The 24,704-nt window shown below is 27.2% G+C and carries 39 protein-coding genes and 1 tRNA gene; 26 read left to right on the forward strand and 14 right to left on the reverse strand.

Annotated features, from left to right (window positions below; all coding sequences use genetic code 11):
• Positions 1-18: 18 nt before the first annotated feature.
• The 5 genes from A9601_RS14125 to A9601_RS14145 all read left to right on the forward strand — a co-directional run bounded on the left by A9601_RS14125 (position 19) and on the right by A9601_RS14145 (position 3,731).
• Positions 19-95 (forward strand) — tRNA-Met (locus A9601_RS14125).
• 598 nt (positions 96-693) lie between these two features.
• Positions 694-1,083, forward strand: a complete 390-nt coding sequence (gene petP / locus A9601_RS14130; protein WP_011818487.1) for a cytochrome b6-f complex subunit PetP — start codon at positions 694-696, stop codon at positions 1,081-1,083.
• A gap of 77 nt (positions 1,084-1,160) precedes the next feature.
• Positions 1,161-2,156, forward strand: a complete 996-nt coding sequence (locus A9601_RS14135; RefSeq protein WP_011818488.1) for an ABC transporter ATP-binding protein — start codon at positions 1,161-1,163, stop codon at positions 2,154-2,156.
• Positions 2,146-2,940 (forward strand): ABC transporter permease, encoded by a 795-nt coding sequence (locus A9601_RS14140; protein ID WP_011818489.1) that lies wholly within the window; start codon positions 2,146-2,148, stop codon positions 2,938-2,940. The genes A9601_RS14135 and A9601_RS14140 overlap by 11 nt, the downstream gene beginning before the upstream one ends.
• Entirely contained in the window at positions 2,937-3,731 is a 795-nt protein-coding gene (locus tag A9601_RS14145; protein WP_011818490.1) for an ABC transporter permease, read from the forward strand. The genes A9601_RS14140 and A9601_RS14145 overlap by 4 nt, the downstream gene beginning before the upstream one ends.
• A 269-nt stretch (positions 3,732-4,000) precedes the next feature.
• Here A9601_RS14145 and A9601_RS14155 read toward each other — a convergent pair whose 3' ends face one another.
• Together A9601_RS14155 and A9601_RS14160 are read right to left on the reverse strand one after the other, a co-directional pair.
• A complete protein-coding gene (locus A9601_RS14155) occupies positions 4,001-4,228 on the reverse strand; it encodes a hypothetical protein (RefSeq protein ID WP_011818492.1) in 228 nt (75 codons plus the stop codon).
• A 470-nt stretch (positions 4,229-4,698) separates the two neighbouring features.
• A complete protein-coding gene (locus A9601_RS14160) occupies positions 4,699-5,511 on the reverse strand; it encodes a sulfite exporter TauE/SafE family protein (protein WP_011818493.1) in 813 nt (270 codons plus the stop codon).
• Between the two features lie 138 nt (positions 5,512-5,649).
• On the opposite strand from A9601_RS14160, the gene A9601_RS14165 reads away from it, so the two are divergent.
• Positions 5,650-5,991, forward strand: coding sequence for an HNH endonuclease (locus A9601_RS14165; RefSeq protein WP_011818494.1), 342 nt, complete (start codon positions 5,650-5,652; stop codon positions 5,989-5,991).
• A 93-nt stretch (positions 5,992-6,084) separates the two neighbouring features.
• Here A9601_RS14165 and A9601_RS18980 read toward each other — a convergent pair whose 3' ends face one another.
• Positions 6,085-6,279 (reverse strand): hypothetical protein, encoded by a 195-nt coding sequence (locus tag A9601_RS18980; protein WP_011818495.1) that lies wholly within the window; start codon positions 6,277-6,279, stop codon positions 6,085-6,087.
• 9 nt (positions 6,280-6,288) lie between these two features.
• On the reverse strand, positions 6,289-6,690 hold the full coding sequence (locus tag A9601_RS14175; protein WP_011818496.1) for a hypothetical protein: 402 nt from the start codon (positions 6,688-6,690) through the stop codon (positions 6,289-6,291).
• Positions 6,691-6,869: 179 nt separating this feature from the next.
• Between A9601_RS14175 and A9601_RS14180 the strand changes: the two genes are divergently transcribed.
• The 7 genes from A9601_RS14180 (at position 6,870) to rpsU (ending at position 9,438) form a co-directional block, all read left to right on the forward strand.
• Positions 6,870-7,076 (forward strand): hypothetical protein, encoded by a 207-nt coding sequence (locus A9601_RS14180; protein WP_225866241.1) that lies wholly within the window; start codon positions 6,870-6,872, stop codon positions 7,074-7,076.
• Between the two features lie 36 nt (positions 7,077-7,112).
• Positions 7,113-7,337 carry a hypothetical protein gene (locus tag A9601_RS14185; RefSeq protein WP_041484535.1) on the forward strand — a complete coding sequence of 75 codons (225 nt, stop codon included), beginning with the start codon at positions 7,113-7,115 and terminating at the stop codon, positions 7,335-7,337.
• A gap of 223 nt (positions 7,338-7,560) precedes the next feature.
• A complete protein-coding gene (locus A9601_RS14190; RefSeq protein WP_011818500.1) occupies positions 7,561-8,064 on the forward strand; it encodes a hypothetical protein in 504 nt (167 codons plus the stop codon).
• A 74-nt stretch (positions 8,065-8,138) separates the two neighbouring features.
• The gene (locus A9601_RS14195) at positions 8,139-8,324 is read left to right on the forward strand and encodes a hypothetical protein (protein WP_041484606.1); all 186 of its coding nucleotides are present in this window, start codon (positions 8,139-8,141) and stop codon (positions 8,322-8,324) included.
• 1 nt (position 8,325) lies between these two features.
• Positions 8,326-8,721 carry a phosphoribosyltransferase gene (locus A9601_RS14200; protein ID WP_011818502.1) on the forward strand — a complete coding sequence of 132 codons (396 nt, stop codon included), beginning with the start codon at positions 8,326-8,328 and terminating at the stop codon, positions 8,719-8,721.
• Positions 8,718-9,176 (forward strand): nucleoside 2-deoxyribosyltransferase, encoded by a 459-nt coding sequence (locus A9601_RS14205; protein WP_011818503.1) that lies wholly within the window; start codon positions 8,718-8,720, stop codon positions 9,174-9,176. Before A9601_RS14200 ends, A9601_RS14205 begins: the two co-directional genes overlap by 4 nt.
• Positions 9,177-9,261: 85 nt before the next feature.
• Positions 9,262-9,438 carry a 30S ribosomal protein S21 gene (rpsU, locus tag A9601_RS14210; RefSeq protein WP_002806486.1) on the forward strand — a complete coding sequence of 59 codons (177 nt, stop codon included), beginning with the start codon at positions 9,262-9,264 and terminating at the stop codon, positions 9,436-9,438.
• A 72-nt stretch (positions 9,439-9,510) separates the two neighbouring features.
• On the opposite strand, the gene A9601_RS14215 is transcribed toward rpsU, so the two are convergent.
• The gene (locus tag A9601_RS14215) at positions 9,511-9,828 is read right to left on the reverse strand and encodes a helix-hairpin-helix domain-containing protein (protein ID WP_011818504.1); all 318 of its coding nucleotides are present in this window, start codon (positions 9,826-9,828) and stop codon (positions 9,511-9,513) included.
• A 266-nt stretch (positions 9,829-10,094) separates the two neighbouring features.
• Here A9601_RS14215 and A9601_RS14220 point away from each other — a divergent pair, with 266 nt between their 5' ends.
• A complete protein-coding gene (locus tag A9601_RS14220) occupies positions 10,095-10,691 on the forward strand; it encodes a uridine kinase family protein (RefSeq protein ID WP_011818505.1) in 597 nt (198 codons plus the stop codon).
• Here A9601_RS14220 and A9601_RS14225 read toward each other — a convergent pair.
• The 3 genes from A9601_RS14225 to A9601_RS14235 are packed head-to-tail and all read right to left on the reverse strand — an operon-like array spanning position 10,680 to position 12,936.
• Positions 10,680-11,846, reverse strand: coding sequence for an NAD(P)-binding protein (locus A9601_RS14225; RefSeq protein WP_011818506.1), 1,167 nt, complete (start codon positions 11,844-11,846; stop codon positions 10,680-10,682). The two genes, A9601_RS14220 and A9601_RS14225, sit on opposite strands and share 12 nt — an antisense overlap.
• Before the next feature lie 20 nt (positions 11,847-11,866).
• Positions 11,867-12,670: a hypothetical protein gene (locus A9601_RS14230; protein ID WP_011818507.1), complete on the reverse strand. Its 804-nt coding sequence runs from the start codon at positions 12,668-12,670 to the stop codon at positions 11,867-11,869.
• Between the two features lie 32 nt (positions 12,671-12,702).
• Positions 12,703-12,936: a hypothetical protein gene (locus A9601_RS14235; protein ID WP_011818508.1), complete on the reverse strand. Its 234-nt coding sequence runs from the start codon at positions 12,934-12,936 to the stop codon at positions 12,703-12,705.
• Between the two features lie 169 nt (positions 12,937-13,105).
• Between A9601_RS14235 and A9601_RS14240 the strand changes: the two genes are divergently transcribed.
• On the forward strand, positions 13,106-13,510 hold the full coding sequence (locus A9601_RS14240) for a hypothetical protein (RefSeq protein WP_011818509.1): 405 nt from the start codon (positions 13,106-13,108) through the stop codon (positions 13,508-13,510).
• A 23-nt stretch (positions 13,511-13,533) separates the two neighbouring features.
• Here the strand turns inward: A9601_RS14240 and A9601_RS14245 are convergent, their stop codons facing one another.
• On the reverse strand, positions 13,534-14,214 hold the full coding sequence (locus A9601_RS14245) for a peptidase E (RefSeq protein WP_011818510.1): 681 nt from the start codon (positions 14,212-14,214) through the stop codon (positions 13,534-13,536).
• Positions 14,215-14,234: 20 nt separating this feature from the next.
• Between A9601_RS14245 and A9601_RS14250 the strand changes: the two genes are divergently transcribed.
• The 3 genes from A9601_RS14250 (at position 14,235) to A9601_RS14260 (ending at position 15,709) form a co-directional block, all read left to right on the forward strand.
• A complete protein-coding gene (locus A9601_RS14250) occupies positions 14,235-14,705 on the forward strand; it encodes a GNAT family N-acetyltransferase (protein WP_011818511.1) in 471 nt (156 codons plus the stop codon).
• A 444-nt stretch (positions 14,706-15,149) separates the two neighbouring features.
• Positions 15,150-15,299 carry a hypothetical protein gene (locus A9601_RS18665; RefSeq protein ID WP_167315823.1) on the forward strand — a complete coding sequence of 50 codons (150 nt, stop codon included), beginning with the start codon at positions 15,150-15,152 and terminating at the stop codon, positions 15,297-15,299.
• Between the two features lie 92 nt (positions 15,300-15,391).
• A complete protein-coding gene (locus tag A9601_RS14260) occupies positions 15,392-15,709 on the forward strand; it encodes a DUF3303 domain-containing protein (RefSeq protein WP_011818514.1) in 318 nt (105 codons plus the stop codon).
• A 420-nt stretch (positions 15,710-16,129) separates the two neighbouring features.
• Here A9601_RS14260 and A9601_RS14270 read toward each other — a convergent pair whose 3' ends face one another.
• Both A9601_RS14270 and A9601_RS14275 read right to left on the reverse strand, forming a co-directional pair.
• A complete protein-coding gene (locus A9601_RS14270; RefSeq protein ID WP_011818517.1) occupies positions 16,130-16,399 on the reverse strand; it encodes a hypothetical protein in 270 nt (89 codons plus the stop codon).
• 109 nt (positions 16,400-16,508) lie between these two features.
• Positions 16,509-16,646: a hypothetical protein gene (locus A9601_RS14275; RefSeq protein ID WP_002806597.1), complete on the reverse strand. Its 138-nt coding sequence runs from the start codon at positions 16,644-16,646 to the stop codon at positions 16,509-16,511.
• Positions 16,647-16,847: 201 nt separating this feature from the next.
• On the opposite strand from A9601_RS14275, the gene A9601_RS14280 reads away from it, so the two are divergent.
• From A9601_RS14280 to A9601_RS14315, 7 genes are all read left to right on the forward strand, one after another.
• Positions 16,848-17,228 (forward strand): DCC1-like thiol-disulfide oxidoreductase family protein, encoded by a 381-nt coding sequence (locus A9601_RS14280; RefSeq protein ID WP_011818520.1) that lies wholly within the window; start codon positions 16,848-16,850, stop codon positions 17,226-17,228.
• Positions 17,229-17,335: 107 nt separating this feature from the next.
• Positions 17,336-17,521 (forward strand): hypothetical protein, encoded by a 186-nt coding sequence (locus A9601_RS14285; RefSeq protein WP_011818521.1) that lies wholly within the window; start codon positions 17,336-17,338, stop codon positions 17,519-17,521.
• A 43-nt stretch (positions 17,522-17,564) separates the two neighbouring features.
• Positions 17,565-17,867 carry a hypothetical protein gene (locus tag A9601_RS14290; RefSeq protein ID WP_011818522.1) on the forward strand — a complete coding sequence of 101 codons (303 nt, stop codon included), beginning with the start codon at positions 17,565-17,567 and terminating at the stop codon, positions 17,865-17,867.
• A gap of 66 nt (positions 17,868-17,933) precedes the next feature.
• Positions 17,934-18,650 carry an MBL fold metallo-hydrolase gene (locus A9601_RS14295; protein WP_011818523.1) on the forward strand — a complete coding sequence of 239 codons (717 nt, stop codon included), beginning with the start codon at positions 17,934-17,936 and terminating at the stop codon, positions 18,648-18,650.
• 155 nt (positions 18,651-18,805) lie between these two features.
• Complete coding sequence (locus tag A9601_RS14300; protein WP_011818524.1) at positions 18,806-19,087, forward strand: hypothetical protein; 282 nt, start codon at positions 18,806-18,808, stop codon at positions 19,085-19,087.
• A gap of 50 nt (positions 19,088-19,137) precedes the next feature.
• Complete coding sequence (gene pepN, locus A9601_RS14305) at positions 19,138-21,744, forward strand: aminopeptidase N (RefSeq protein ID WP_011818525.1); 2,607 nt, start codon at positions 19,138-19,140, stop codon at positions 21,742-21,744.
• Between the two features lie 404 nt (positions 21,745-22,148).
• A complete protein-coding gene (locus A9601_RS14315; protein WP_011818526.1) occupies positions 22,149-22,310 on the forward strand; it encodes a hypothetical protein in 162 nt (53 codons plus the stop codon).
• A 15-nt stretch (positions 22,311-22,325) separates the two neighbouring features.
• On the opposite strand, the gene A9601_RS14320 is transcribed toward A9601_RS14315, so the two are convergent.
• From A9601_RS14320 to A9601_RS14330, 3 genes are all read right to left on the reverse strand, one after another.
• The gene (locus A9601_RS14320; protein WP_011818527.1) at positions 22,326-22,526 is read right to left on the reverse strand and encodes a hypothetical protein; all 201 of its coding nucleotides are present in this window, start codon (positions 22,524-22,526) and stop codon (positions 22,326-22,328) included.
• Between the two features lie 93 nt (positions 22,527-22,619).
• Positions 22,620-23,795 (reverse strand): formate-dependent phosphoribosylglycinamide formyltransferase, encoded by a 1,176-nt coding sequence (purT, locus tag A9601_RS14325; RefSeq protein WP_011818528.1) that lies wholly within the window; start codon positions 23,793-23,795, stop codon positions 22,620-22,622.
• Between the two features lie 9 nt (positions 23,796-23,804).
• The gene (locus A9601_RS14330; protein WP_011818529.1) at positions 23,805-24,047 is read right to left on the reverse strand and encodes a hypothetical protein; all 243 of its coding nucleotides are present in this window, start codon (positions 24,045-24,047) and stop codon (positions 23,805-23,807) included.
• A 145-nt stretch (positions 24,048-24,192) separates the two neighbouring features.
• Between A9601_RS14330 and A9601_RS14335 the strand changes: the two genes are divergently transcribed.
• A complete protein-coding gene (locus A9601_RS14335; RefSeq protein WP_011818530.1) occupies positions 24,193-24,672 on the forward strand; it encodes a glutathione peroxidase in 480 nt (159 codons plus the stop codon).
• Positions 24,673-24,704 lie beyond the last annotated feature (32 nt).

Raw genomic sequence — 24,704 nt, forward strand, 5'->3', positions numbered from 1 at the left:
TGTATGCTATGTATATGACGCGGGGTAGAGCAGTCTGGTAGCTCGTCGGGCTCATAACCCGAAGGTCGGAAGTTCAAATCTCCCCCCCGCCACCATAGAGAGGCAGCTTCACGGCTGCTTTTTTAGTAATTGAAATAGTTAAAGCAATTATAAAAAATAAAAAAATAAAGGTTTTTACATCTTACTAAAATGAAAAATTAGCCTATTAGAAATCATTTGAGATCTTTTTGAATGGAGAATTTAAAGTCCAATCTAACTATTAGACCAATAATGATAAAAAGTATTCCAATGTATGAGTTAAAAGATAGATCCAAAATATAAAAATTAATTATCTAAATAAAGTTTAGCTCACAAATCATTTCTATTAAATACTCTAATAAAGAAGAATTTAAATAAATCTCAATGTTGAACATTTTCATCTTTAATTAGCAAATTAATAAAGTAGAGTATAACAATCAAATTCAGAAAAATAATATGCAGAATTTACTACAGCGTGATTTAGGTTCAAGCTTATTATCACTTGCTGTCATTTTAGGTTGGTTAGGACTGTTTTTTGTATTCTTGAGAGTATTAACAATTTCAATAAAAAGAATCCTTGAAACAATTTTCAAAAAATAATAATTATTGAAATAAATAAATAATTATGAGTTAATCGCATAATCCCTTTATCACTAAGTATAATAACCTAAAAAAATGTTAATTCTAGATAAGGTTAAGATAGGAAATTCTGTTCAAATTAACTTAGGCCTGTCAAAGGATAGGCTTACTAAAGAAACTATTGATGCAATAAATATTTCTTCATTGGGTAAGATAAGGGATTTCAGAATAACTGATGGTAAAGGTATTGGAGTTGTCTTGCAATTATCTAACGGAAAAGAGCAATGGTTTTTTGAAGATGAAATTGATCTTCTCGACGAAAATGGTAATGTAATTAAGAAAAATAATGATAAAAAAGAGAATAGTAATTTTCTATTCGATTTTTTTAAAAGATTAAATTATGAAAATAAAAATAAGGTAAGCGAGTTACTTAATCCAATTAACTTTTTAATCTGGCTGGTTGTATCTTTTAAAGATATTTTTTAATTCGTAAAAAAATTTTCTAAAATATAAATAATTTAATAATTTATCTAAATATAAAAATTTCAATAATTAGAATTTAAATGGTACAAAACATTATAGATGTAAGAAATTTATCTAAGTCATTTGATATCTCTACTAAAGAACCAGGCTTAAAAGGAACAATAAAACATTTTTTTAAAAGACAAACAAAAAGTATAAAAGTTATAAAAGATATTAGTTTTGAAATTAAAGAAGGAGAAATAGTAGGTTTTCTAGGCGCTAACGGAGCTGGTAAAACAACAATATTAAAAATGCTTTGTGGCTTAATTTATCCAAGTGAAGGTTCGATTTTAGTTTCAGGTCACTTACCTTTCAGAAGAAAAGAAAATTTCCTAAAGAAAATCACCTTAATAATGGGACAAAAGCAACAGCTTATTTGGGATCTTCCGCCAATTGAATCATTCTATTTGAATGCCTCCATATATGACTTAGATAAGTTCGAAGCTAAAAAGAGAATAAACAAACTATCAGAAATGCTTGAAATTGATGAAGAGATATTCATACCTGTTAGAAAACTTTCACTAGGTCAGCGAATGAAGTCAGAATTACTAGCAGCTTTGATACATGAACCTAATATTCTATTTTTGGACGAGCCGACACTTGGATTAGATATTAATGCACAGAGAAATTTAAGAAAATTCCTACAAAAATATAATAAGGAAACTAATGCAACAATATGCCTAACCAGTCATTACATGAAAGATATAACATCGCTATGCAAAAGAGTTATATGCGTGCACGAAGGGGCGATATCATATGATGGAAAACTTAACCTACTTTTAAAAAAACTATCTCCTGTTAAAGAAATATTAATAGTTTGTCGTTCCGAAAAAGATGCAACTAAATTAGAAAGCTCCGGATTTACTGTTAAAAATAAAATTAAGAATGAAATCACTATAAAAATTGAAAACAACTCAATTACCTCCTCACTAAAGACAATCCTAAATAATTTTGATATTGAAGACCTTTTTATAAATGAACCACCTATAGATGAAATTATTGGGAAGGTACTAATCAAAAAAGATTATGACATCTAATTTGATTAACCGTAAAATATTCACCTTATTAAAAGTCCAATATTCAAACATGTTGGAATATAGGGTAGAAATTGCATTATGGGCAATTTCAGGGATTATTCCTTTTTTCATGTTAAACATTTGGACAAATAATAATTTAAATGAATCTATAAACATTAGTGATGTTATGTTATCTAGGTATTTCTTATGTGCTTTTTTTGTAAGACAGTTTTCGGTAGTTTGGGTTGTATTTAGTTTTGAAGAGGATTCTCTTATGGGGAAAGTATCTCCGTATTTAATCCAACCTTTAAATCCATTTTTCAGATATTTTGCACAACATGTTGCTGAACAAATAACAAGATTTCCATTCGCACTAATAATTGGATTTTTCTTTTTTATTTTTAATCCTGAAAGTATATGGATTCCAAATTTAGGTATTTTACTTTTATCGATAGTATCAACGTTCTTATCCTTCTTGATTCAATTTTTAATTCAGTCAATAATTGCATGTCTTTGTTTCTGGACAGAGAAAGCATCATCGATAGAAAGATTGTTATTTATTCCAACTTTATTTCTCTCAGGTCTTTTAGCTCCAGTAGTTTCATTCCCCGCATTTGTTAAATCTTGGATTTATTTAACTCCTTTTCCATATCTAATTGATTTCCCTGCGAACCTACTATCAGGTAATGAAACAAATATAAGTGGAGGCTTAAGTATGCAAATTCTATGGATTTTTTTACTTTTCCCACTTTTTAAGAAAATCTGGTCTGAAGGAACCAAAAAATATACAGCTATGGGGTCATGAATTTAAGAAAATATCTAAAAGTTTATAAAAAATTCTTACATACTTCTTTGGCTTCTGAATTGGAGTATAAGACAAATATATTAGTTGATTTAACTACTGCAATTTTAAGTTTAGTAGGGAGTATTTTTCTTTTATCTATTTTTTTTCAAAATAATGGAAATATTGGGGGATGGGAATTTGAACAGGCACTAATAATTCAAGGCATTTATACAATTTTGAATGGAATAACAAATACATGGTTCAATCCTAATCTTACAGAAATAGTTAAACATATAAGAGAAGGAACATTAGACTTCGTACTTTTAAAACCTATTGATAGTCAATTTTTCATTTCATTAAAAAAAATAAATCCATCTGGATTTTTAGAAATAATGCTTGGATTTTTCTTGTTGTTATTCTGCATGAGAATAAATCAAATAAATTTAAATTTAAGTTTTCTAACATTATCGTTAATTACGATAAGCTGCTCGATTTGTATTTTATATAGTCTATGGTTTTTTATTTCTACTACTACTATTTGGTTTGTTAAGACTTGGAATGCAATAGAAGTATTAAGATCATTTCTTTATATTGGAAGATTTCCTCTAAATTCATTTTCATTTTCTTTAAGAATATTTTTTAGTGTTTTCATTCCTATTGCTTTTATAACTACAATTCCTTCTGAAGTTTTTCTAGGCTTTTCTCAATTATGGAAAATAATGCTTGAAGTTATTGTTGCTTCAGTATTTCTTATAACTTCAAGAAAATTCTGGTTATTTGCATTAAAGTTCTATTCATCAGCATCTAGCTAACTACTATTTAATGACCTCCCTGCAAAATTCCCAAATTTGTTGTTTACTTTTCAGATTAGAAAGTCTAGATAATTTCTTAAAATAAGGTTTAGATTTTTCGACAGATAAAAGCCTACAGTTGTATTCGATTTTATGATTTCTAGATATAATTCCTAATTTGAGTGCAACATCACAAAGGATTATTATTAAAGTGATTAAAAAAACTATACAGAAAAATTGTGAAATTGATTTTGAATAATTTTCATTTTCAGTTTTTAATTCAAACTTCATTACTTAACTATATGCTGAGGGCACTTAATTGCAGCAATAGCAACAGCCGTAACTTTAAAATTTTCTGACTTCTCAATAACCTTTTTAACCTCTAATGCTCCAAATTTATTACTAGCATCACTATAGGAAAGAAGTAAAGATTTATAGTTATCATGACCTAGATTTCTATACTCACAGAAATTATCCCCAACATAATTTAAAAGAGTTAGTAAAGTTAATTCAATCATTAAAGTTTTTTACTAGCAAAGTTCTTACGAATGATACTGTGCAGGACATTTTTAACAAGTAAAATTACCCAAAACATTTGAAATAATAAGATATAGTTTTTGCTTGAAAACTTAAAAATTTCAAAATTTTTTAGAATTTTTAAAATTTACATATATGAAACTCATTAAAGCACTATCTGTAGTGTATTGATAAGTAACTGATTGCGCTACAGATAGGGGGTTGCATTTTTTATGAAATTGGTTTAAAAATAAGATTCCCCATCACCCGGCCCCACGTATGTGAGGCCCTTTTTTTATGGTTTTAAAATAAGGTCTAAAATTATTATTAAATAAAAAGAGAAAATCAATAACCCCTTTGATAACGAATAAAAATAAAAATAAAAATAAAAATAATAATTAATTAATTTTTTTAATTTATGATCCTGCTTTGAAATTTTTTTACCAAAATGTACTGTTATCCTCCAATAATTTTATAAAAAGCTTTTTATGGATTTAATCAATAAGCTAATACCAGCAATAATACAAACTGTTATAAAAGTTTTTTTAATAAGTATATTCCCATTTAATTTTGACAGGTGAGCTCCAAAAAATCCTCCTGTAAAGGAACCAATTATTAAAACTATCAATAAATTTAATGGAACCGATCCTATTCTTGCCAAAAATACTGCTCCAATAAAATTCCAAAAAATCCCAACAGTAAAAAATGTCATGCTTATGGCTCGAAGAAAATCCATTTCAAAAGTTTTTATTAATAGTATTGTTACGAACAATCCAGTTCCTGACGAAATAGAACCATTTAATATACCTATAAAAAAAATAAAAAATAAAAATCTAATTTTAGGTACAAAATTAAGTTTTTTATTCCCAGACGATAAACCTAAATCTTTTTTAAAGAATGAGTAAAAAGCTAATAATATGGATATTATTCCTAAAATTAAGTACAAATACTTTTCTGATATATATTCAACTATAGAAGCCCCCAAAATTACTCCTGGTAATCCAAAAATTAAAATTTGCCAAGCAACACTTATATCATTACCTAAAGATTTATAATTTCTTAAGGAACCCCCTAATCCTAGTGCTACTGTTGCTAATTTATGACTAGCCAAAGCCTGATAATAAGGAACTCCAGATAAAATCAATGCAGGTAATTGTAATAGTCCTGCTCCTCCTCCAGAAACCGCTGAGAACGTATTAGAAAAAAACGATATCAAAAAGATATAAATACTTTTTAATAAAGAATGATCAAAATTTCCTAATAATATTGTTAATAAATAAAGCATTAACTATAAATTGCCCTTTTATTAATAAGTGAAAATTATACTTTTCATAAGAAACATTTGCTTTAAGAAGTCTTATATTATCTTTTTAATCATACTTTAAAAAAAACTGTTATTATCGAAAAAATTATCAAGATTTTTATGCATAAACAAGATGCAATTTACCTTGATCAGTTTTGTCCCAAGACAAGTAATAAAAATTGGAGAGAGTCACTTAATAAACTTACTAATTATAAATGCATTTATTGCGGTAAACCCTCAGAATCACTCGACCACCTGCACCCAATGTCAAAGGGTGGGATAAGCAGTACTAGTAATTGCGTTCCATGTTGTTTGTCATGTAATGGGAAGAAATCAGATTCAGAAGTTCTTACTTGGTACAGAAAACAAAATTTTTATGATCCTCGAAGAGCTATGGCGATACGAGCATGGTTTAATGATGATTTAAAACTAGCGTCAGTTCTTTTGAACTACTTAAATTAAACATTAAACAATGAATGATAAATTTATTGAGATTCGAAAAAATATTTTTATATAATTGAATTGGATTTTTTATTTTAGTAAGCAATGTTTTTATTAAATTATTCTTATTCTTTCTGAATTTATATAATTGTTATTAAAAATCGAGATATTAGAATAATCATCTTTCCACATTATTGGTGAATCTATAACCTTTCTCTCTGGGGACTTTACTGAAAAAATCAATCCAAATACAAAAAGAATAGTAATCAAAATTATAGTCAATACTAATTTGTCTGAAATATTATTCATTAATCTAATCTATCTTGAAAAATTCTTGTCAGGAGTAGTTTTTTCGTAAATTTCTAGAAAATATGATTTAAAATAATCAACCCCCTCCTTTCCAATTAATCCAAACGACCATCCACAATCATTTACTACTTGCAATGAAATTTGATTTGCCAAGTCACTTTTCTCAATCCATTTTTTCTGAGGATTATAAGAGAAAGATATAATATTTTCAGTTTTTACAATAGCTGATTTCATTGCTTCATCTTTAGAAAGACCATTTTGGATAGCATTGCAATATTTCTTAGAGAAATTATTAGAGATCCTATTTTGAAGCAAACTAACACTAGGATCGGACGTATCAAAAGATAAACCAATTGCAGGTTTGAATTGAAAAATTATAAATAAAAGGAAGACAAAAAATAATTTGAACAACAGCTATTAATCAAAAGTTCATACGTAATATAATAGTATTTTAAAATTGTCTTTTCAATTAAATCTGATAATTATTAAAAGGAAATTAAATTTCAATTTATTAATAATTAAAAGTATTGCGATAAGTTCAGTAATAATAGTCTGAGGTTTATTTGACTACAAATATGTACGAATCATTGATGACACTGTTATTTTTTCCTGATTGGACAAATGGATTACCTTCAGATTTCTTAATTCTCCATTTTTTTGTAGGAGCTGTAATTTTCCCATTCAACATGATTCATGCTAAAGCAAGAAAAATTGACAGTCAAAACCCACAGGAAGCCGCTAATGGTTATAAAAATTCAGACAATGCAACATTTTTTGGATACGAGGAAATCAATTAGATTTCCAAAAAATTTATTTGAGGAATTAGTTTATTGATGATAATTTCCCTAAATACAGCTTTAGATCTTAAAATATTTGGCCCCAGTGAACCTATAGGAATATTCATTATTCTTGTAGGATTAATATTTACTAGCATGATTTTCTATATTATTTATGCTGTAAGTACTAATAAAGAATCCTTAGAAGACAAAAAAATAAGAACTAAAAAGGAGTACTTGCAAAAGGAGAAGATAGGAAAATTATTTCCTAAGAAAAAATAAATTTAATTGCTTTATTACTATAAAGATATTTATTTATATTATTAATTATTAAATCAGTAGGGTCTAAAAACATTAGTTGTAATTCTCTTAAATCAAACATCTCTAAAAATTTAACTATAACAACAAAATTTCTTTTACGAGGACCTCATATTGTTAATTGCACAGCTAAATAATTTTCATATCAAGCAAAAAATGTTAAAAATGAAAAAAACAATTTGAAATCTTGGAGAATACACCGCAATTTCTATTTCTTGCTAGTGGAGTGAATAATGGAGAAGGGTTTTGGATTGTGGGAATAAAAAATTGCGATGAAAATATCCTTGAGGATGAAAATCTTCTAGATTGCCATAGAAAAGAATTAATCGGTAATGAATCAGCAAAAGATATTCTTTTAGCTATTAATTTAAACGTAAATAATTTATTAAATGAACTAAGAAACAAAAATTATTTAATTACAAGACCTTCAATGGGGATTCCATTTGATATCCCTTTAGAAATCTTGGAAAATATTTTTGATTTTTGGTTAGATATTTATAAAAATCATGAAGCCTGGGAAGCTTGTTTAGGACTTCTTAAAGTTAGAAAAAGGATTCCCCTAACAAACCTAATTGAAAGCGAAAGTTTAAAGGGGAAATCTAAAAAATGGGCTATAAAAATTGAAAATTTACATACTTATGTTCCTTCTTCACTTAAAAATGAAAAATTAAATGACCCCATGTGGGAATAATTTTATCTTTAAATACTAAAAATATTTACTTCGTTGGATATTTAAGTAAAAATAAAATAACAAATAATTTAAAAATGAATAAACCATATTCTTTTAGTATCGACCAAATGAACGGGATAGTTGAGGATACATACGCCAAGATAATAAATGAATGTGAAAACCTAAAAAAAAATACTAATTGTCCAAATGAGCAAGTAGTAGCACTTTTAAGTGTAATTGCTTCAAATTACGCTACTACTAAAGAAAAAAAAGAAAATTAACATGATAAATTATTTTACTTGGATCGAATTTGATAAGAGCGTAGAACAAATAGCTAATAAATGTAGGTATAAGGAATTTTCTGGAATATATGGAGTTCCTCGTGGTGGATTATGTCTTGCTGTAGCATTAAGCCATAAATTAAAAATTGAATTAATTTCTGAACCAATAAAGAATTCACTAATAGTAGATGATGTTTATGAAACAGGAATTACATTGACGACCTTCAAGAATATTGAAGGAGCAATGTTTTTTGTATTATTTAGTAAAATCAAACCTACATGGTGGAATACAGTTCATCTAACAAAAAAAAGTCAATGGATTGTTTTCCCTTGGGAAAATACTATAAATTCAAAAAGTGACCGCGAAGAATATATAAAAAAAAGAGGTTTAAGTTGAGAAAGAAATTATATTTGGCTAATCCATATGGATTTTCAAAACAAACTAAAACCCTCTTAAATGAATTTATTCAAATCTTCAATGATTTAAATGTAGAAGTATTTGAACCTTTTGAGAGAACAAAACGATTAATACAACAAGAAAGTGAGTGGGCATATGAAGTTGCAAGAAGTAATTTTCTTGATTTAAAAGAATGTGATTGTATTTTTGCGATTGTTAATGGAAATCCACCAGATGAAGGGGTAATGATTGAGTTAGGTATCGCAATTGCTTTAAAAAAGGAAATCTTTTTATTCAGGGATGATTTTAGAAATTGTACTGATAGCAATCAATACCCATTAAACCTAATGTTATTTCTTGGACTGCCTAAAGATAATTGGGAGAAATATTATTTTGAATCATTACAAGATATAAAAAGTAATAAAAAAAGATTTTTGGAGTGGGCTGAAAATTAGCCAAATAAACCGTCAATATAAAAGTAGAAGTTTAAAGTTTGAATATATCTTTTAAAGTGCTAGAATATATTTTATTTCGAAAATTTTGACACAAGTTACAGTAGGAGAGAACGAGGGAATTGAATCTGCCCTTAGAAGATTTAAAAGACAAGTATCTAAATCTGGAATCTTTGCAGATTTAAAAAGACTTAGGCATCATGAAACCCCTATTGAAAAATACAAAAGAAAATTGCAACAGAGAAGAAAAGCAAGAAGAAGATAATCTCCTAAAACTTATAAAGTTTTTGTGATTTTTTAATATTTTTAATTTCTATAGAGGTTTAAAAAAATTTAACTATTTAAGATTTTTAAGTTTCTTGACAAGATTTATTCCAACTCCTGACACAGCAAGAAGGTCTTTTTCATCAGCTGCTATAACTGCCTTTGTTGTTTTAAATCCAGCCTCATACAAAGCTTTTGCGCTTTTAGCACCAACACCAGGAAGTGTAGTCAAAGTTTCAATATTTTTCTTAGAATTCTTTGCTTTTGTTTTTGTTTTTGTTTTTGTTTTTGCAGACTTTGCTGCTTTTTTTTCTTTCTTTAAAGGAGTTTCAGGAGTTACTGCACTTTTAAATAAAATTGATTTTAGTTTGCTGAGAAATTTAGAAATCATTGCAATATATAAGTAATAAAATTAGCTCTTCAATTAAATACTATCAAATTCCAGAGGAAAAAATAACAAAACAATGACTAATTGAATAGAAATAATTTATTTACAATTATATAAAGACACACATTTAATATTTATGCAAGCTTACGAGCAATTGCAAGTTATTCTAAATTATTTTCAAGACTAAAAAAAGATAGTATGTATATTCAAAATTTAAAGGTATTTATTAATAGTAATATTAAAATCATATTAAAGAACAGATCATAAAAATGAAGCTTATTTTTATAAGTGGACCTTCCGGAAGCGGGAAAACAACTTTATCAAATCAAATAATAAAAAAAAATAAAAATGGTATTGTATTAAGTACCGATAATTACTATAAGACAGGGTTAATAAGTAAATTACTACCAAAATTTGTAGAAGGTTTTTTTGATAGAAGTATCAGTTTCAATAACACACTATTCAAAAAAGATTTTGATTTTATTTATAAGAATGGAATTTCAATCTGTGATCGTTATTATAATTTCGAAAAGAAAACAATTCAAAATATCGTAAACGAAACAAATAATATTAGTTTTCTAATTGTTGAGGGTATATTTGCAAAAGAATTCTCAAACACTTTAAATAATAAGGATTATATTTTTTTAGAAATAAAAACTAAAAAAAATGAGTGCATGAAAAGAGTTGTCCAAAGAGATGTAAAAGAAAGGGGGAAAGGTAAAAAACAAGCAGAGAATGATTTCTTAAAATCATGGAGCATTTATTACGAAAAATTCAAACCTGATAGCATAAAAAATAATAAAAAAAAATTCATTATTGAAAAAAACACTGATATAGATCTAATTCTGGAAAAATTATTTAATTAAGTTTTTAATTTTTTCCGCTAATATTAGTGCACTTAAAATTGATCCTTCAATTCTACCAAATCCATATCCTTCAAACCAGTCTCCGCAAAATCCAATTCTATATTTTCTACTAAATTGTAAAGATAATGGTACGGCAAGGCCAGAAGGCTGTGAAGCTCTCCATTTCATAATAGATATTTTTTCATCACAATTTAATTTATGTACTACAGAATTCTCTTTGAACAGTTTATTAAAATTTGTAATTATTATTTGTTTAAAAACTTCTTCATCTTTTGCGCTTATATAAGAATTAATTAAATCTGCGTTTTTTGAATGAATTACGATTCCTAATTTATTGTTATCTTGCAGCTGAAAAATAATTCTTTCAAATCGATATTTTTTTTCTAAATTGTTTTTTAAATAAAAATACCTCTGTTTTTTAGAATAATAATCCTTAAAATTATAATTTTCATTTGTATAAATTAAAAAAGTTAACCTGGGAATAAATGTTTGTTCTTCTAAGCAATTTAATAGTAAATCTATTTTTCTATCATTATTAATAGGAATAGCTTTTCTTAATGGAATTTGATTTACGTTTAATATTTTTAAAGACCTCTTATGTAATAACAAATTAGTGGAACAAATTAAATATTTAGACTTGAATTTTTCACCATTATTTGATGTTAGTAACCATTCCTTATGATTAAACTTCATATCAACTATTAAAGTTTCAAAGAAATAATCAATTTTCTCTTCTAAATTATTTGACTCAATTATCTTTTTCGATAATTCACTCATAGAATCTGAAGATAGATAATTGACCCCGCAAGAAAACTCAGATTTTTTTATGGTTTCTAAATTAGAATCTTCACTTAGAAAAAATATATCTGAGTCGTCAATTTTTATATATTTATTTTCCAATAATTCATCAATATATCTTTTTAATAGGAGATTATTATTACTGTTAGATATATTGAAATTTGGAGAACCATGGTTTAGTTTCCATCCTTTATATTTTTTGCTTATTCTTGTACTTGATCTCCCTCCAAGACCACGACCAATTTCAATTAATGCAACTTTTTTTGTAATATTATTTTTCAGAATCTTCGAAGCAAAAACACACGCAGATATACCTCCACCTATTATTAATAAGTCATATGTAAAATCACTTTTCATTGATTTAATATTTGCAGAAATTATCTTTCATTTTCTAAAAAACTATAAACAGAATCAAGTTTATCTGATGATGAAAAATCAGATTCAATTACAGGAGTAATATTATTATTTTTATAAAAACTAACTAAATCTCTTGTAAAATCAAAAAATTTTTCTAAGGTAAATAAACACTTTTCTGATATGTATACCTCTTTCCAAGGACGAAATTTAAACCGCGCTATAAATTGTTTAGAGGGAATAAATAAACTTCCAAATAGATTTAATTTTTGATCTTTTGCTATTTTCTTTAGATAAGTCAACTCATTCTGAAGAACTTTAATATCTGTGCCATATTGAAACCAAATTGAATTTATTAATCCAGTCGAAATTTTTCTTTCGAACCTTTCTCTTTCTGAAAAAATATTATAATACTTTTTCAAATATGGATTGTAAGCTATACCTAATTTAAGTTTTAAATTTTTTTCTTTTTTTAAATAAGCTAATACATCAACTGAGTCAAAGTTTTTTTTCTTTTTAGATCCCGAAACAAGCAGAATTTGATAATTTTTATTAGTCTGAGAACTTTTAACAAAATCTAAAAAATCCTGATACGATATTTCTTTATTTTCTGAATATTGATGATAAAGACTATAGTGATAGGTTACATTAAATTCATTATAGTTTTTTGTTATATATTTAAAAGTTGAATTAAATAAATCCTTCTTTATAAGTCCTTTACATGGAATATTGATATTTTTTATATTATTAGATTTGCAGAAGTTAAGTTTATTTTCTAACTGAGAAATATTTTTAAACGATAATTCAAATCTTATATTATTGTTCATTATTTAGTAGTCATATTTAATCACTCAACATATTAACGAAAACAAGCATCTGCTACGATTCTTAATTTGGAAGTCGTCTTTTTATTCTTAGCCTTTAAAAAATAACTGGGGGAAATCTCTAATGCAGCTTTTAAAGAAATTTTATCTTCTGAAGATTTTGCAATAATTTGATTAAAACATTTCCAATTTTCTGGCATTAGTAAACCGGGCCATGATAAATAAAGACCTACAAAAATCCCTAAAAATAAAAATAAAAAAAACCTCATAACAAATAAAATTTTTAATTTTACTAATTAAAATAAATAACAATATTTCAATTGTATTAGAAAATAATTAATAAATTATTTCCCTACTTCTTATCGCAAATATTTATTCCTTGAAAGATTTTCATGAACTCGAGAGGTTAGAATAACAAAAAAAGTATTATTTTAGAATATGGCTAGCCAAGATTATCTAATTGCAATAGCTTTAATAGAGCAAAACTTAGTTAGAGCAATGCCTCTTGGAGGTAAAGAAATTAAAGATAATTTAGAGGAATCCGAAAATTTCAAGAAACTTGGAGAAGAGGTAATTTTAAATCTTCTAATGAGAGTGTTTCAAAGAAGTGATGAAGGTGCTTTAAAAAGGGCTTCTGAAGAAAAAGGTTTGCTCCTTGTTCATATGCATCCTAAAAGAATGCAGAAAGAGCTTCCATTCATTAAATCTGAATGGATAAGAGATGGAGATACACAACAGTTTCTAAAATACCTTGGCAATCTCTCAAAAGAAGTATGGACTGCATCTTTCGTAAAATACAAAGGGATTGAATTTACCTCTATCTCGAAGAATGAGGAGATCTAAAATATATTAAAAATATTTTCTTTTCAAAGAATTTCTTTTTTCACAATATTATTTTCCCTTCTAACTCTAAAGCAGTTTCTACCATTACCAAAATCAATTGAGGAATAGTCAAAATCATTTTTAATATGTAAGGCACAATTGCCCTCAATACATATACAAGATTCAATAATTTCTCTCTGAATAACATCATAAACGTAAGGTTCCCTCTCTTTCTCTTCATCGAAATGCGGACAGGCAATACCTTCAACTATACCTAAGCAGTCAATTATGGATAATTCTTTAGCATAAGAATCAGTTATACCTTTATCAAACCAACAAATAGCCCCAGCACTTACACCACTCATTACAATTCCTTTTTCATAAGCATTTCGCAGAATTTTATGAAAATTCCATTCTTTCCAAACAGCCAACATACTTTTTGTATTTCCTCCACCAACATAAATGATGTCTTGAGTTAAAACTATTTCTTCTAAGTTTTCTGTTCTAGAGAAAAAATCAATATGGCTTGTTATACAATCAAGTTTAGAAAATGCTCTATAAAAATTAAGTTTGTACAAACTACTATCTCCAGATGCTGTTGGAATAAAGCAAATTTTAGGTCTTTTTTTATTACTTAAAGAAACTATATATTTTTCAATTTCAAGAGAGCCTAAAGAACGTCCAAACCCTCCTCCCCCAATTGCGACTATATTTTTACTAGGCATATTAAATAATAGATTTGTATATGAATTTAAGACAAATTACCATTAAAGATCAACTGGTATTAAAGAAGGTTTATTTTGATTCAATTCAATCTTTAGATGAAAAAATTTATAGTAAAGAACAAAAAAGAGCCTGGTCAAGCCAAGCATGGAATAACCCAAATTTTGATAAGTCAATAATTAAAGGAAAAGGCTGGCTAATAAGTGAACAAGGAGTTATTATTGCTTTTGCAACAAGATATCCCACCGATAGAATTGCGCTATTTTACTGTAAAGGTAAATTCCAAAGAAAAGGCTACGGCTCTAAGTTACTTCATAAATTAGAAGATGCAGCAAAGAAAGAAGGTTTAGAATCTCTTTATACTGAAGCGAGCTTAATAAGTTATGAATTATTTCTTAAAAATAAATGGGAAATTATACGTAAAGAAAAAGTCATTATAAATAACATTTTTTTTGAAAGATATAAAATGACTAAAATTATAAAAATTAATTAATTAATAATGTCTGGCAAAAGCAAGGGATTAATTCTGATTCAAAGGGTTCTAATTTGGGCGTTATACTTTTTTTCAGGATTTATACTTTATTCAAACCAAGGTATTTTGCCTTCGTTGATAATTACTTTCTCAAGAATTATTTATCCATTATCTATTTTTTGGTTACAAATAAGAATTAAAAAAAGAACCAATTTTCTGCCTATTGATTCAAAAATGACAACTTCGCAATTGTGGTTTAATTTATTGCCCGTTATTGCATGTCTATTAACTGTAATTTTTTCCTCGACTAATTCTTTCTTATATATCCTAGGAAAATTAATTAACTCTTAATTAGATTAATTATTATTTATTAGTCTTAGAAATTTCTCACATAAAAAACATAATGTAAAGAAATTTGTCTTTTATTTATATTTGTTTAGATTTTAAATAGTGATCAATAAAATCATGAAAAATATTTCATTAAAGGGAAATATTAATTTTGATAAAAAAAAAGATATAAATGATTATGAATTATTCTCTTTAAAAATCACAGATAGTTTATATAAAAAAGATATTGGAAAATTCCTTGAGACTCTCTCTTCTCACTTTATTTAAGAAAATATTCTTTTTCTGATCTTCAAATTCAAACAGTCCCATTAATAAATAAGTATTTGAGGGATAATGAGTAAAACCTTAAGAATACTCCAATGCAATTATTTCTTGCTGACTGCCAATTCCCAGATATTGAGAATCAAGTGAAAGCTTATCAATTATTTGTAGAAGCTTGGGAAAACGGTGAAATGGCAAAATCAGATAAAACTGATAAATTTGAGATGTTATTTAGAGTTCATGCTCCAGGTGAGGGTAGAGTAGTTTGTTTATGTAAGGCAGAGAGTGATAAAGAAATTTTCGAGCATTTTGCTCCATGGAGAGCTAAATTTGGCATTCATATGGAATTTACTCCTGTAATAAGTTGTCAAAATGTTGTTGATTACCACAAAGATTTGTTCAAAACATTAGGGTAATTAGCTTAAATCTAAAATTTATCGTGATTAAACCTTTTTCCAATCTTATTTATAAAAAAAAAGATAGAAATATTCCTTCTTCAAAAAATAAGCTTAAGAAAGAAGAAAACGTCAAATCTAAACCATTAATAATATTTGGTTTTATCATCTCATTAACTTCCATTTTTTTACTTTTATTCACCATTAATAATAAATTTGGATGATATATGAGTAATTAGAACTATTACCTGGGAACAAATATGTTCTATTATTAATAAAAATAACTAACTAAATGGCGTTTAACGAAGGGGGGATGGCATCGGGTCTTCTAATCATTGCAGTATCAATAGTTTTTGCTGCCGGTTTTGGATTTTTAGTCTTGCATTTTGTACCTGGAACTCCATTTTAGGTTATCCAACTAAATTTGATTCACAAAATATCTTAAACATTAACAGTTTCTAAATCCTGAACTTGATTATCATCAGAATTGGATTTCTTCTTTAATCGATAGGCATAAACTAATGATCCTAAAGCTATGGTACTAGAAGCAAAAATCCCCGATATGAGTATCAATGCAAAAAGTCCTCCTATTAGACCCCCTTTTAATCTAAGCAAATTTGATTTTATTAAAAGTATTGATAAAAAAACAATAGTAGATTTAAGAGAAGAGATTTTCAAAAAAGTAAATGGATAGAAAGGATTTAACAACATTTCTTTGGCTTTATATAATTTAGATTGATTCTAAAAATAAATTTTAAAAACCGCATAAAAAAAAGACTCAAATGAGTCTTTTAAAAAAATATATATTTAATATGATGATTTATGCATCAGGGTCAAAATTCTTTAAGTTTGGACCCGCCACAAGTCCAACAAGACCAAAAAGGACTAAAGAACCAATTCCAAAGCCTGCTGCCCATGGATTGAAACCACCTAAAGCAAAAGAAGCTAATAAATTCATGATTTTAAAACATAATATCTCCGAGTTAGCATACAGATTTTTATGAAAAATAAACCTATATTGAGACATTTCTTTGTAATTATTAGAATCGTTTAACTATCCCTTTATAAAAAATCCACAAATTTTTTATTATTTATTTTATTATTGAGTAATTAATGTTTTGTTGGCGCACTTTAAGAACATCAAAACTGTTTTTTTCTAATGACTTCCAACTATACCTTTATTTATGATGGAGAATGCCCATTCTGCAATCATTTTGCTGAGCTACTTGAGATCAAAAGCAAGTTAAATAATATTAGAATTCTTGATGGTCGTAAAAATTTAACTTTGATTAAATCCCTCCTAGATAAAGGTTATGACATTGATAAAGGAGCTATTCTTCTGAAAGATGAAGATATCTTTCATGGAGCAGATGCAATTAACACTATTTGCAAACAGATAAATAATCCCTCAAGTAGTTTACTTTTGTTACTTTCTAGAGTGTTTAAATCAAATAAACGAACAAACTTGATATTTCCTTTACTCGTCAGAGCCAGAAGATTCGTTTTGATATCAAAAGGTGTATCAATATCCCTAGTTTAAAAATAAAAACTTTCTAAAAATAAAATAACATATTTATAAGCTTCTGTATCAATAAATGATAATTAATTATTTCTTAGCTAGAACTAAATAGTAACAACAAGTATTAGATGATAGAAAACTTCAATCCCTTTATTTCATTGGGCGGTGATAACCAAAAAGTTAATCATATGGCTGAAGCGGCACTTGAAATGAATTTAACTTGCAATGATTTAAAGAAGGATTTAAATTTAACTGATGGTGATGTAGTTGATATGTTGCAACTAGTCATGGATAGGTTTAAAAATAGTAATTAAGTTTATATCGTTATTAATTAATCACTAGATATATTATTTTTTAATGAAAACAGTACAAATTGAGTTTTCGAAATATGAATCAGTTAACTTTTTATGGTCTGAATTAATAGAAGATTACGGATTTGACAAAGCCAGAAAAATAGTTTCTCAAGCAATTGACTTACAAAAAATGAATGGAACGAAAAATAATACAATGCCAATCATATTTTCAGGAACAGGAGGATTAGCTTTAATCCCAATACAAATGCTAAAAAAAGAAGATTTTAAAATTAGTTGTAAAGATAATCAAGTTTTATTATTTAATCTAAAAAGAAAGTCATTTCAAATCTTAAATGAAGCAAACTAATCCAAATTATTAATTTCTCGATAAAGCCAAAATTACTTTATAGTCTATTAAAACAATTAAGTGATAATGACTTTTCAAGCGACCTACCTTGGTTCAAATGGTTGGCTTATAAAATTTAATAAAACCAATTTAATTATTGATCCTTGGCTCAAAGGAGATTTAATATTTCCTCTAGGTGAGTGGTTTTTTAAAGGATCATTAGAAGAAGAAATTTCAATAGATAAAAAAATAGATATTATTTTGTTAACCCAAGGATTACCCGACCACTGTCATGTTCCAACATTAGAAATGTTCAGAAAGGATATTCCCATAATTTGTCCCATAAGTGCTGTTGAAACATTAAAAAAAATTGGTTTTAGTACAATTAAAGTGCTTAAGCCAACTGAAAAGACAAATCTTTTTAATTTAAGTTTTGAGGCTACTGCTGGGGCTCCAGTACCACAAATAGAAAACGGATATATTGTTAAAGACGATCAAGATAATGGGTTTTATATAGAACCCCATGGATATCTTGATGAAAATTTAAATAAGCAAACTCTTGATGCTGTCATTACTCCTACAAAAAATTTAGACTTACCCCTAGTAGGTTCTTTTGTAAAAGGTGCTGATGTAATCCCCAAATTAATTAACAAATTCAATCCAAAATATATACTTTCCAGCACCATAGGCGGAGATGCAAAATATTCAGGTTTTTTAAATAATTTTATTTCAGTTCAGGATTATAAAGAGGAATTAAATTGTAATCTTATAGATCTAAAGAGTATGCAATCTATTATGATTTAAACCGACCCAAAAAGATCTTTAATTAAATCATTTAGCTTGAAAGTAAATCTTCTTTAAAAGGAGCTCAAAAAATTCATTCATTTTTTATTACCTCAATACTTTTATTAGCTTTAAATAGTAGCTATGTATGCGAAAATTCAAAGCTTAATCTTGTGATGAGAAATAATATTAATGGTGACTTTTCCATAGTAGAAAAGATATCTGAGTTAAAGCCCGGAGCATTTATAAATATCAATTGGAATAAAAAAAAGCTTATGCTCCCATATTCTCTACGAAAAGATTATATTTCCTTTACAGATAAAAAATGGGACTGGAGGTATCAATTTAATAAGGACGGATCGCCTGATATTAATAATCCTTCTTTATACGAACTACTACCTTCTGGGGAGATTAAAACACATTTTTGTGAAACAGAAGATAATAAACCAAACTTATAATTTCAAAATAAGTATTCTAGAATTTTTAACTTCTTAACTTCTTTGTAAAGATGAACAATCCAAAAAACCAAAATAATATTTCAAGATATGTGAAACTTGAAGATTACAAATTTTTTGATTATGAAATTCCAGAAATATTTTTGGACTTCATAATTAAGAAAAATGCTGTAAATGTTACGACCAAACTAAAATTGGTAAAAAAAAATAAGAATACCAACAATCTAATTCTTGATGGTACGGATATATTAATAAAAAAAATATTTATAGATGACTCACTACTGGGAAAGGAATACTACAAACAGCAAAAAAATAACTTAAAAATTGAAAATATAAACAAAGATAATTTTTTATTAAAAATAGAAGGCATAATTAAACCGAAGGAAAATACATCCCTTTTAGGAATGTATGAGAGCAATGGAATTATAACTACGCAATGTGAGGCGGAGGGATTTAGAAGAATAAGTTTTCACTCTGATAGGCCTGATATACTAAGCAAATACACCGTGAGAATTGAGGCAGACAAGAATGATTATCCTGTTTTACTTTCAAATGGTAACGTCGTAAAAGAAAATAATCTTGCAAATAATCGACATGAAATAATTTGGGAAGACCCATATCCGAAACCCTCATATCTATTTGCATTGGTAGCAGGGAAACTTAATTGTGTAAAAGACAATTTCATAACAAAATCGAATAAAAAAGTAAAAATAAATATTTATGTTGAGTATGGCGATGAAAAATATGTTCAACATGCAATAAGTTCATTACAGAAATCTATGAAGTGGGACGAGGATAAATATAACCTTGAATACGATTTGTCATTGTTCAATATTGTTGCAGTCAGGCACTTTAATATGGGAGCAATGGAAAATAAAAGTCTCAATATTTTCAACTCAAAACTCATACTCGCTAATTCTGAAACAACAACTGATGAAGAATTAGAAAGAATAGAAGGTGTGATCGCCCATGAATACTTCCATAATTGGACGGGGAATAGAGTAACTTGTAGGGATTGGTTTCAACTATCTTTAAAAGAGGGCTTAACAGTATTCAGAGATCAACAATTCACTGCAGACGTTCATAATCGTGAAATCAAGAGACTTGATGATGCGAAATTTCTCAGAAGAAATCAATTTAGAGAGGATTCTGGTCCAACATCACATCCTGTAATGCCAGAGAGATACCAAGAAATAGACAATTTCTATACGACCACTATTTACGAGAAAGGAGCAGAAATAATTAGAATGCTTAATAAGCTTGTAAAAGATGAAAATTTCTATAGAGGATTTAGTAATTACATCTCAACATATGATGGAAAGGCAGCAACAATAGACCAATTTGTCTATAAAATTTTAGAGCACAATAAGGAAATCGATCCTGAAAAGTTTAAAATCTGGTACAAGCAAAATGGGACTCCAAAAATTAAATTCAAGAGAATCTGGGATCAAACAGGCGAAAAACTTACAATTGAAGCTTCACAAAGTAATCCAATAAAGAAGAACCCATATAATGATTTACCTCTAATAATTCCTATAAATCTGGCTATATTTTGCGGTGATAACAAATCGATAGAAAAAACAGTTGTTTTAAAAACAAAAAAACAAGAATTCATTTTTAGGAATGTAAGATCTCACTTCCAAATTCCTTTAGTGACTTATTTTCGCGAATTCTCTTCACCTGTTGAGTGGGAATCAGACACTACCTTGGATGAAAAGTTTTTAATCTTAAAATATGAAAAAGATTTTTTTACACTATCTAATACTGTAAAAGTATTTTATAAAAAAATTATTTTATGCAGATTAGGTGAAAAACCAGATCATAAAATTGAAAATAAATTAATAAGCACCTTAATATCATTTATAAAAAATAAAGATATTAATTTATCTCTTTTATCAGAATTACTAAGTATTCCGACATTTGCTGAAATTGAATCGGAGATAGAAAATATAGACCCTTTAAAGATATATAAAACTATTGACGAATTAAATCATTTATTCGGTACCAAATTAAAAAAAGAATTACATTTTAAGCTCCAAGAAATAGAGAAAAATCTAGATAAAGTTTGGCCAGAAGGTAAAAATGAAAGAAAACTAATCGAAACTATTTGGAAACTACTCTTAAGCAGTGATGATAGGGAAATTAAAGACAGAATAATTAATTATGTCGATAGTAATTCTATGACGCTAGCAAAAGCTGCAATGAATTCATTCAGTAGAATTAATTGTCCTGAAAGAAAAATTATTTCAAATATATTCTTCAATAAATGGAAAAATAATAGTGTCGTATTGGATAGTTGGTTCTCATTTAATGCATCTATAGAAATTGATGAAAAAACAAGCAGCATTGAAAGATTATTTGAAAATAATTTTTTTGATTCAAAATCACCAAACACATTAAGAGCTATATTAAATACATTCGTAACAAGAAATAGTACTTTTCATGCAATTAATGGTTCTGGTTATAAATATATTGCAAAAAAGATAATTGAATTCGATAAATTAAACCCAATAGTAATTTCCCGTTTTGTAAAAATATTTAGTAGATATAATTATTATTCAGAACCTTACAAAAGTAATATGATTAAAACAATAAAGCAGATTAAAAAAAATAAACTATCAAAAAATACTAAAGAAGTTTTAGATGCAATAATAGAGTGATTTTTTGATGATATTTAACTAAATTTAATAATAACGATTGTAAATATTAATAATAAAATAAATACAATATACTTATTAAAAAAAATATAATCAAATACATTTTTATTATTATCTTTATTCCACTTTTTATTTACGTATTCCTTAGTTATAAATTTATTAGGTCTACCACAATATAAACATGTTGGAGAAGTTTTTAAAATTAAATTTTTACATTGAGGGCACTTTTTTTTTTCCATAATTTAATCTTACTGAATAAAATTGAAATCAAAAACAATAAATAAAATAAGTAATTTAAATTTTATTTATTATATTTTGATTAATTTTAAATATCATTGCAAAAAAAAAAAAAAAATCTAACTATTTAAAAAAATTCAATATAATAAAAAATTAGTATTTAGTTAGAAATGTTTGCTATTGCACTTGGAATGTCCCCTTTCGAAAAAATCACTGTTGCAATATCTGCTTCAATTTTTATAATTGCCTTTACATGGGTCTCGATCAAGGGAGATTTAAGAAAACTTGCCAATGAACTAATTGAAGATAATGAAAATAATCAGGATAATTAAAAAAAATCTTTTAACCTACTTTGCATGCAAGCTAGGATAATCAATAATATGCCTAATTTCTTTCAGAGAAGAGCCATAGATTTTTTCACCATTTAAGTTAACCCCAATCCATTTTTCCTTTTGATTAAAAAAATTATTTTTAGTTATATCCCTCTCGAGATAATCTTTATTATCCCAATTTAAAGTTATATCCCAACCTTTATAATTTTCTATCATTGAGAAAGAGAGAACATACTCAAATAATACTCAGAGAGACACCTAACAAAAACAAAGGAAATAAGTATTTTTTTCGTTATTTTTATTTAATATTTATGTAGTACTGACTTTTATTTTAAGAGCAGCTTCATCTGCATTTTTTCTGGCCAAATTTATGTCAGTATTTGAAGAGAGAACAACACCCATTCTTCTGCCTTTTCTGGAAACTGGTTTGCCAAATATGAGCACTTTGGTCTTTTCAAATTCTAATGCTTCATAAAGACCCTCATAAATAGGATTTAGATACTCTTGGTTAGAGAGTATAACTCTGGTTGCAGAGGGCTCTATTAGATCGATACGCGGTATTGGTAAATTTAAAAAAGCCCTTAAATGTAATTCAAATTCATTAATATTTTGACTAACTAATGTAACCATACCAGTGTCGTGAGGTCTTGGAGATAATTCTGAAAAGATAACCTCACTTCCTTTTATAAAAAATTCTACTCCGTATAATCCAGCTCCATTAAGGTTATTTAATATTCTACTAGTCATTCTCTTAGCTTCAATAATTAAGGACTCCTTGATCTCTAAAGGTTGCCAACTACATTGATAGTCTCCATTAGATTGAAGATGTCCAATTGGTAAACAAAAAATATTTTCACCATTTTCTTTTCTTACAGTTAAAAGAGTAAACTCAAAATCAAAATTAATAAATTCTTCAATAATTACACCTTTAACCTTTCCTCTTGAATTTGCTTGTGCCTGTTTCCAAGCATTTTGTAAATCATTTTTTGTTTCAACCAAACTTTGCCCTTTTCCTGAAGAGCTCATTAAAGGTTTAAGTAAAAGTGGGAATCCAATTTCATCTGCTTTTTTTTCTAAATCATCAAATTCAAAAATATAATCAAACTTTGCAGTTTTAATTTTTAAATCTTTAGAAGCTAAGTCTCTAATTTTATCTCTATTCATTGTAATTTCTACAGTTCTAGCATTGGGAACAATATTGAATCCTTCATCCTCGAGTTCTTTTAGGGCTTCAATTGAAAGTGCCTCTATTTCTGGGACAACATAGTCAGGCTTAAATTCTTTTATTACATTTTTTAAAATATTTTTATCTCCCATTTCAATTACTCTTGAATAATCAGCAACTTGCATAGCAGGAGCTTTTTCATATCGATCAATTGCAATGACTTCTAATCCTAATCTTTTGGATTCTATTACTAATTCTTTTCCAAGCTCGCCACTACCAAGTAATAAAATTCTCTTTTTAGAAAAAATTGATTCTTTCATTTATAAAACTTATTCCTCATCACTAGAAGGTTGTGAAGATGTATTATCTGTATTTTTTTTATCTTTAGAATAACTAAATAAAAAATTTCTACCAAACCAATTTTGACTTCGCATGCTATTAGTTATTGATCTTGAAATTGCTCCTAAAAAAAAGATTCCAATCATTGCCCAAATAATTCTTTCTAAAGCAATTGCAGGTGAAAAACCTTGACCGGAATTAATAATTTCAGTAAGTGGGTCTAAAGGGTCCAAATTTAAACTGACTAATAATATTAATTATAAATGGTTTAATAGATGAAAAATTAAAACTTATGAAAGAAATAACCAAAAACACCATATAAATTAAACACAATAAAGTCTATACAATGCTATCTTCAAAGGGTGATTTTTTTTAGACATGCAAGTTGACGTACAAAATACTACAGTTCTTTCCGCAGACGGATCATCCATAAAACTAGGTGAATATTCAGGGGAGGTAATTTTAGTTGTTAATGTAGCTAGTTATTGCGGAAATACTGCTCAGTATGATGATCTTCAAAAACTACATGATTTATATGCAAGCAAAGGGCTAAGAATACTTGCTTTCCCTTGTAATGATTTTGGAAAACAAGAACCCGATTCTATCTCAGAAATAAAAGATTTTTGCACAACAAAATATGGAGTTAAATTTGAAATCTATGAAAAAGTTCATGCCAAAGGGAATACCACAGAACCATACACAACCCTTAACAAAGTTGAACCTGAAGGAGATGTTGAATGGAATTTCGAGAAGTTTCTGATAGGGAAAGATAGTAAAGTAATTGCAAGATTCAAGCCAGGTGTTAAACCGTTTGACGAAAACTTAATAGCAGCTATAGAAGTAGCTTTAGATTCATAAAAACCTTCTTATTTTTCAAATTAAAATATTAA

The organism is Prochlorococcus marinus str. AS9601, from assembly GCF_000015645.1.
GTDB classification, from domain to species: domain Bacteria; phylum Cyanobacteriota; class Cyanobacteriia; order PCC-6307; family Cyanobiaceae; genus Prochlorococcus_A; species Prochlorococcus_A marinus_O.

Coding starts and splice junctions, on each gene's coding strand:
- petP (WP_011818487.1), top strand. CDS start 694: ATGTTAATTCTAGATAAGGTTAAGATAGGAAATTCTGTTCAAATTAAC.
- A9601_RS14135 (WP_011818488.1), top strand. CDS start 1,161: ATGGTACAAAACATTATAGATGTAAGAAATTTATCTAAGTCATTTGAT.
- A9601_RS14140 (WP_011818489.1), top strand. CDS start 2,146: ATGACATCTAATTTGATTAACCGTAAAATATTCACCTTATTAAAAGTC.
- A9601_RS14145 (WP_011818490.1), top strand. CDS start 2,937: ATGAATTTAAGAAAATATCTAAAAGTTTATAAAAAATTCTTACATACT.
- A9601_RS14155 (WP_011818492.1), bottom strand. CDS start 4,228: ATGATTGAATTAACTTTACTAACTCTTTTAAATTATGTTGGGGATAAT.
- A9601_RS14160 (WP_011818493.1), bottom strand. CDS start 5,511: ATGCTTTATTTATTAACAATATTATTAGGAAATTTTGATCATTCTTTA.
- A9601_RS14165 (WP_011818494.1), top strand. CDS start 5,650: ATGCATAAACAAGATGCAATTTACCTTGATCAGTTTTGTCCCAAGACA.
- A9601_RS18980 (WP_011818495.1), bottom strand. CDS start 6,279: ATGAATAATATTTCAGACAAATTAGTATTGACTATAATTTTGATTACT.
- A9601_RS14180 (WP_225866241.1), top strand. CDS start 6,870: ATGACACTGTTATTTTTTCCTGATTGGACAAATGGATTACCTTCAGAT.
- A9601_RS14185 (WP_041484535.1), top strand. CDS start 7,113: ATGATAATTTCCCTAAATACAGCTTTAGATCTTAAAATATTTGGCCCC.
- A9601_RS14195 (WP_041484606.1), top strand. CDS start 8,139: ATGAATAAACCATATTCTTTTAGTATCGACCAAATGAACGGGATAGTT.
- A9601_RS14200 (WP_011818502.1), top strand. CDS start 8,326: ATGATAAATTATTTTACTTGGATCGAATTTGATAAGAGCGTAGAACAA.
- A9601_RS14215 (WP_011818504.1), bottom strand. CDS start 9,828: ATGATTTCTAAATTTCTCAGCAAACTAAAATCAATTTTATTTAAAAGT.
- A9601_RS14220 (WP_011818505.1), top strand. CDS start 10,095: ATGAAGCTTATTTTTATAAGTGGACCTTCCGGAAGCGGGAAAACAACT.
- A9601_RS14225 (WP_011818506.1), bottom strand. CDS start 11,846: ATGAAAAGTGATTTTACATATGACTTATTAATAATAGGTGGAGGTATA.
- A9601_RS14230 (WP_011818507.1), bottom strand. CDS start 12,670: ATGAACAATAATATAAGATTTGAATTATCGTTTAAAAATATTTCTCAG.
- A9601_RS14235 (WP_011818508.1), bottom strand. CDS start 12,936: ATGAGGTTTTTTTTATTTTTATTTTTAGGGATTTTTGTAGGTCTTTAT.
- A9601_RS14240 (WP_011818509.1), top strand. CDS start 13,106: ATGGCTAGCCAAGATTATCTAATTGCAATAGCTTTAATAGAGCAAAAC.
- A9601_RS14245 (WP_011818510.1), bottom strand. CDS start 14,214: ATGCCTAGTAAAAATATAGTCGCAATTGGGGGAGGAGGGTTTGGACGT.
- A9601_RS14250 (WP_011818511.1), top strand. CDS start 14,235: ATGAATTTAAGACAAATTACCATTAAAGATCAACTGGTATTAAAGAAG.
- A9601_RS18665 (WP_167315823.1), top strand. CDS start 15,150: ATGAAAAATATTTCATTAAAGGGAAATATTAATTTTGATAAAAAAAAA.
- A9601_RS14260 (WP_011818514.1), top strand. CDS start 15,392: ATGCAATTATTTCTTGCTGACTGCCAATTCCCAGATATTGAGAATCAA.
- A9601_RS14270 (WP_011818517.1), bottom strand. CDS start 16,399: ATGTTGTTAAATCCTTTCTATCCATTTACTTTTTTGAAAATCTCTTCT.
- A9601_RS14275 (WP_002806597.1), bottom strand. CDS start 16,646: ATGAATTTATTAGCTTCTTTTGCTTTAGGTGGTTTCAATCCATGGGCA.
- A9601_RS14280 (WP_011818520.1), top strand. CDS start 16,848: ATGACTTCCAACTATACCTTTATTTATGATGGAGAATGCCCATTCTGC.
- A9601_RS14285 (WP_011818521.1), top strand. CDS start 17,336: ATGATAGAAAACTTCAATCCCTTTATTTCATTGGGCGGTGATAACCAA.
- A9601_RS14290 (WP_011818522.1), top strand. CDS start 17,565: ATGAAAACAGTACAAATTGAGTTTTCGAAATATGAATCAGTTAACTTT.
- A9601_RS14295 (WP_011818523.1), top strand. CDS start 17,934: ATGACTTTTCAAGCGACCTACCTTGGTTCAAATGGTTGGCTTATAAAA.
- A9601_RS14300 (WP_011818524.1), top strand. CDS start 18,806: ATGAGAAATAATATTAATGGTGACTTTTCCATAGTAGAAAAGATATCT.
- pepN (WP_011818525.1), top strand. CDS start 19,138: ATGAACAATCCAAAAAACCAAAATAATATTTCAAGATATGTGAAACTT.
- A9601_RS14315 (WP_011818526.1), top strand. CDS start 22,149: ATGTTTGCTATTGCACTTGGAATGTCCCCTTTCGAAAAAATCACTGTT.
- A9601_RS14320 (WP_011818527.1), bottom strand. CDS start 22,526: ATGATAGAAAATTATAAAGGTTGGGATATAACTTTAAATTGGGATAAT.
- purT (WP_011818528.1), bottom strand. CDS start 23,795: ATGAAAGAATCAATTTTTTCTAAAAAGAGAATTTTATTACTTGGTAGT.
- A9601_RS14335 (WP_011818530.1), top strand. CDS start 24,193: ATGCAAGTTGACGTACAAAATACTACAGTTCTTTCCGCAGACGGATCA.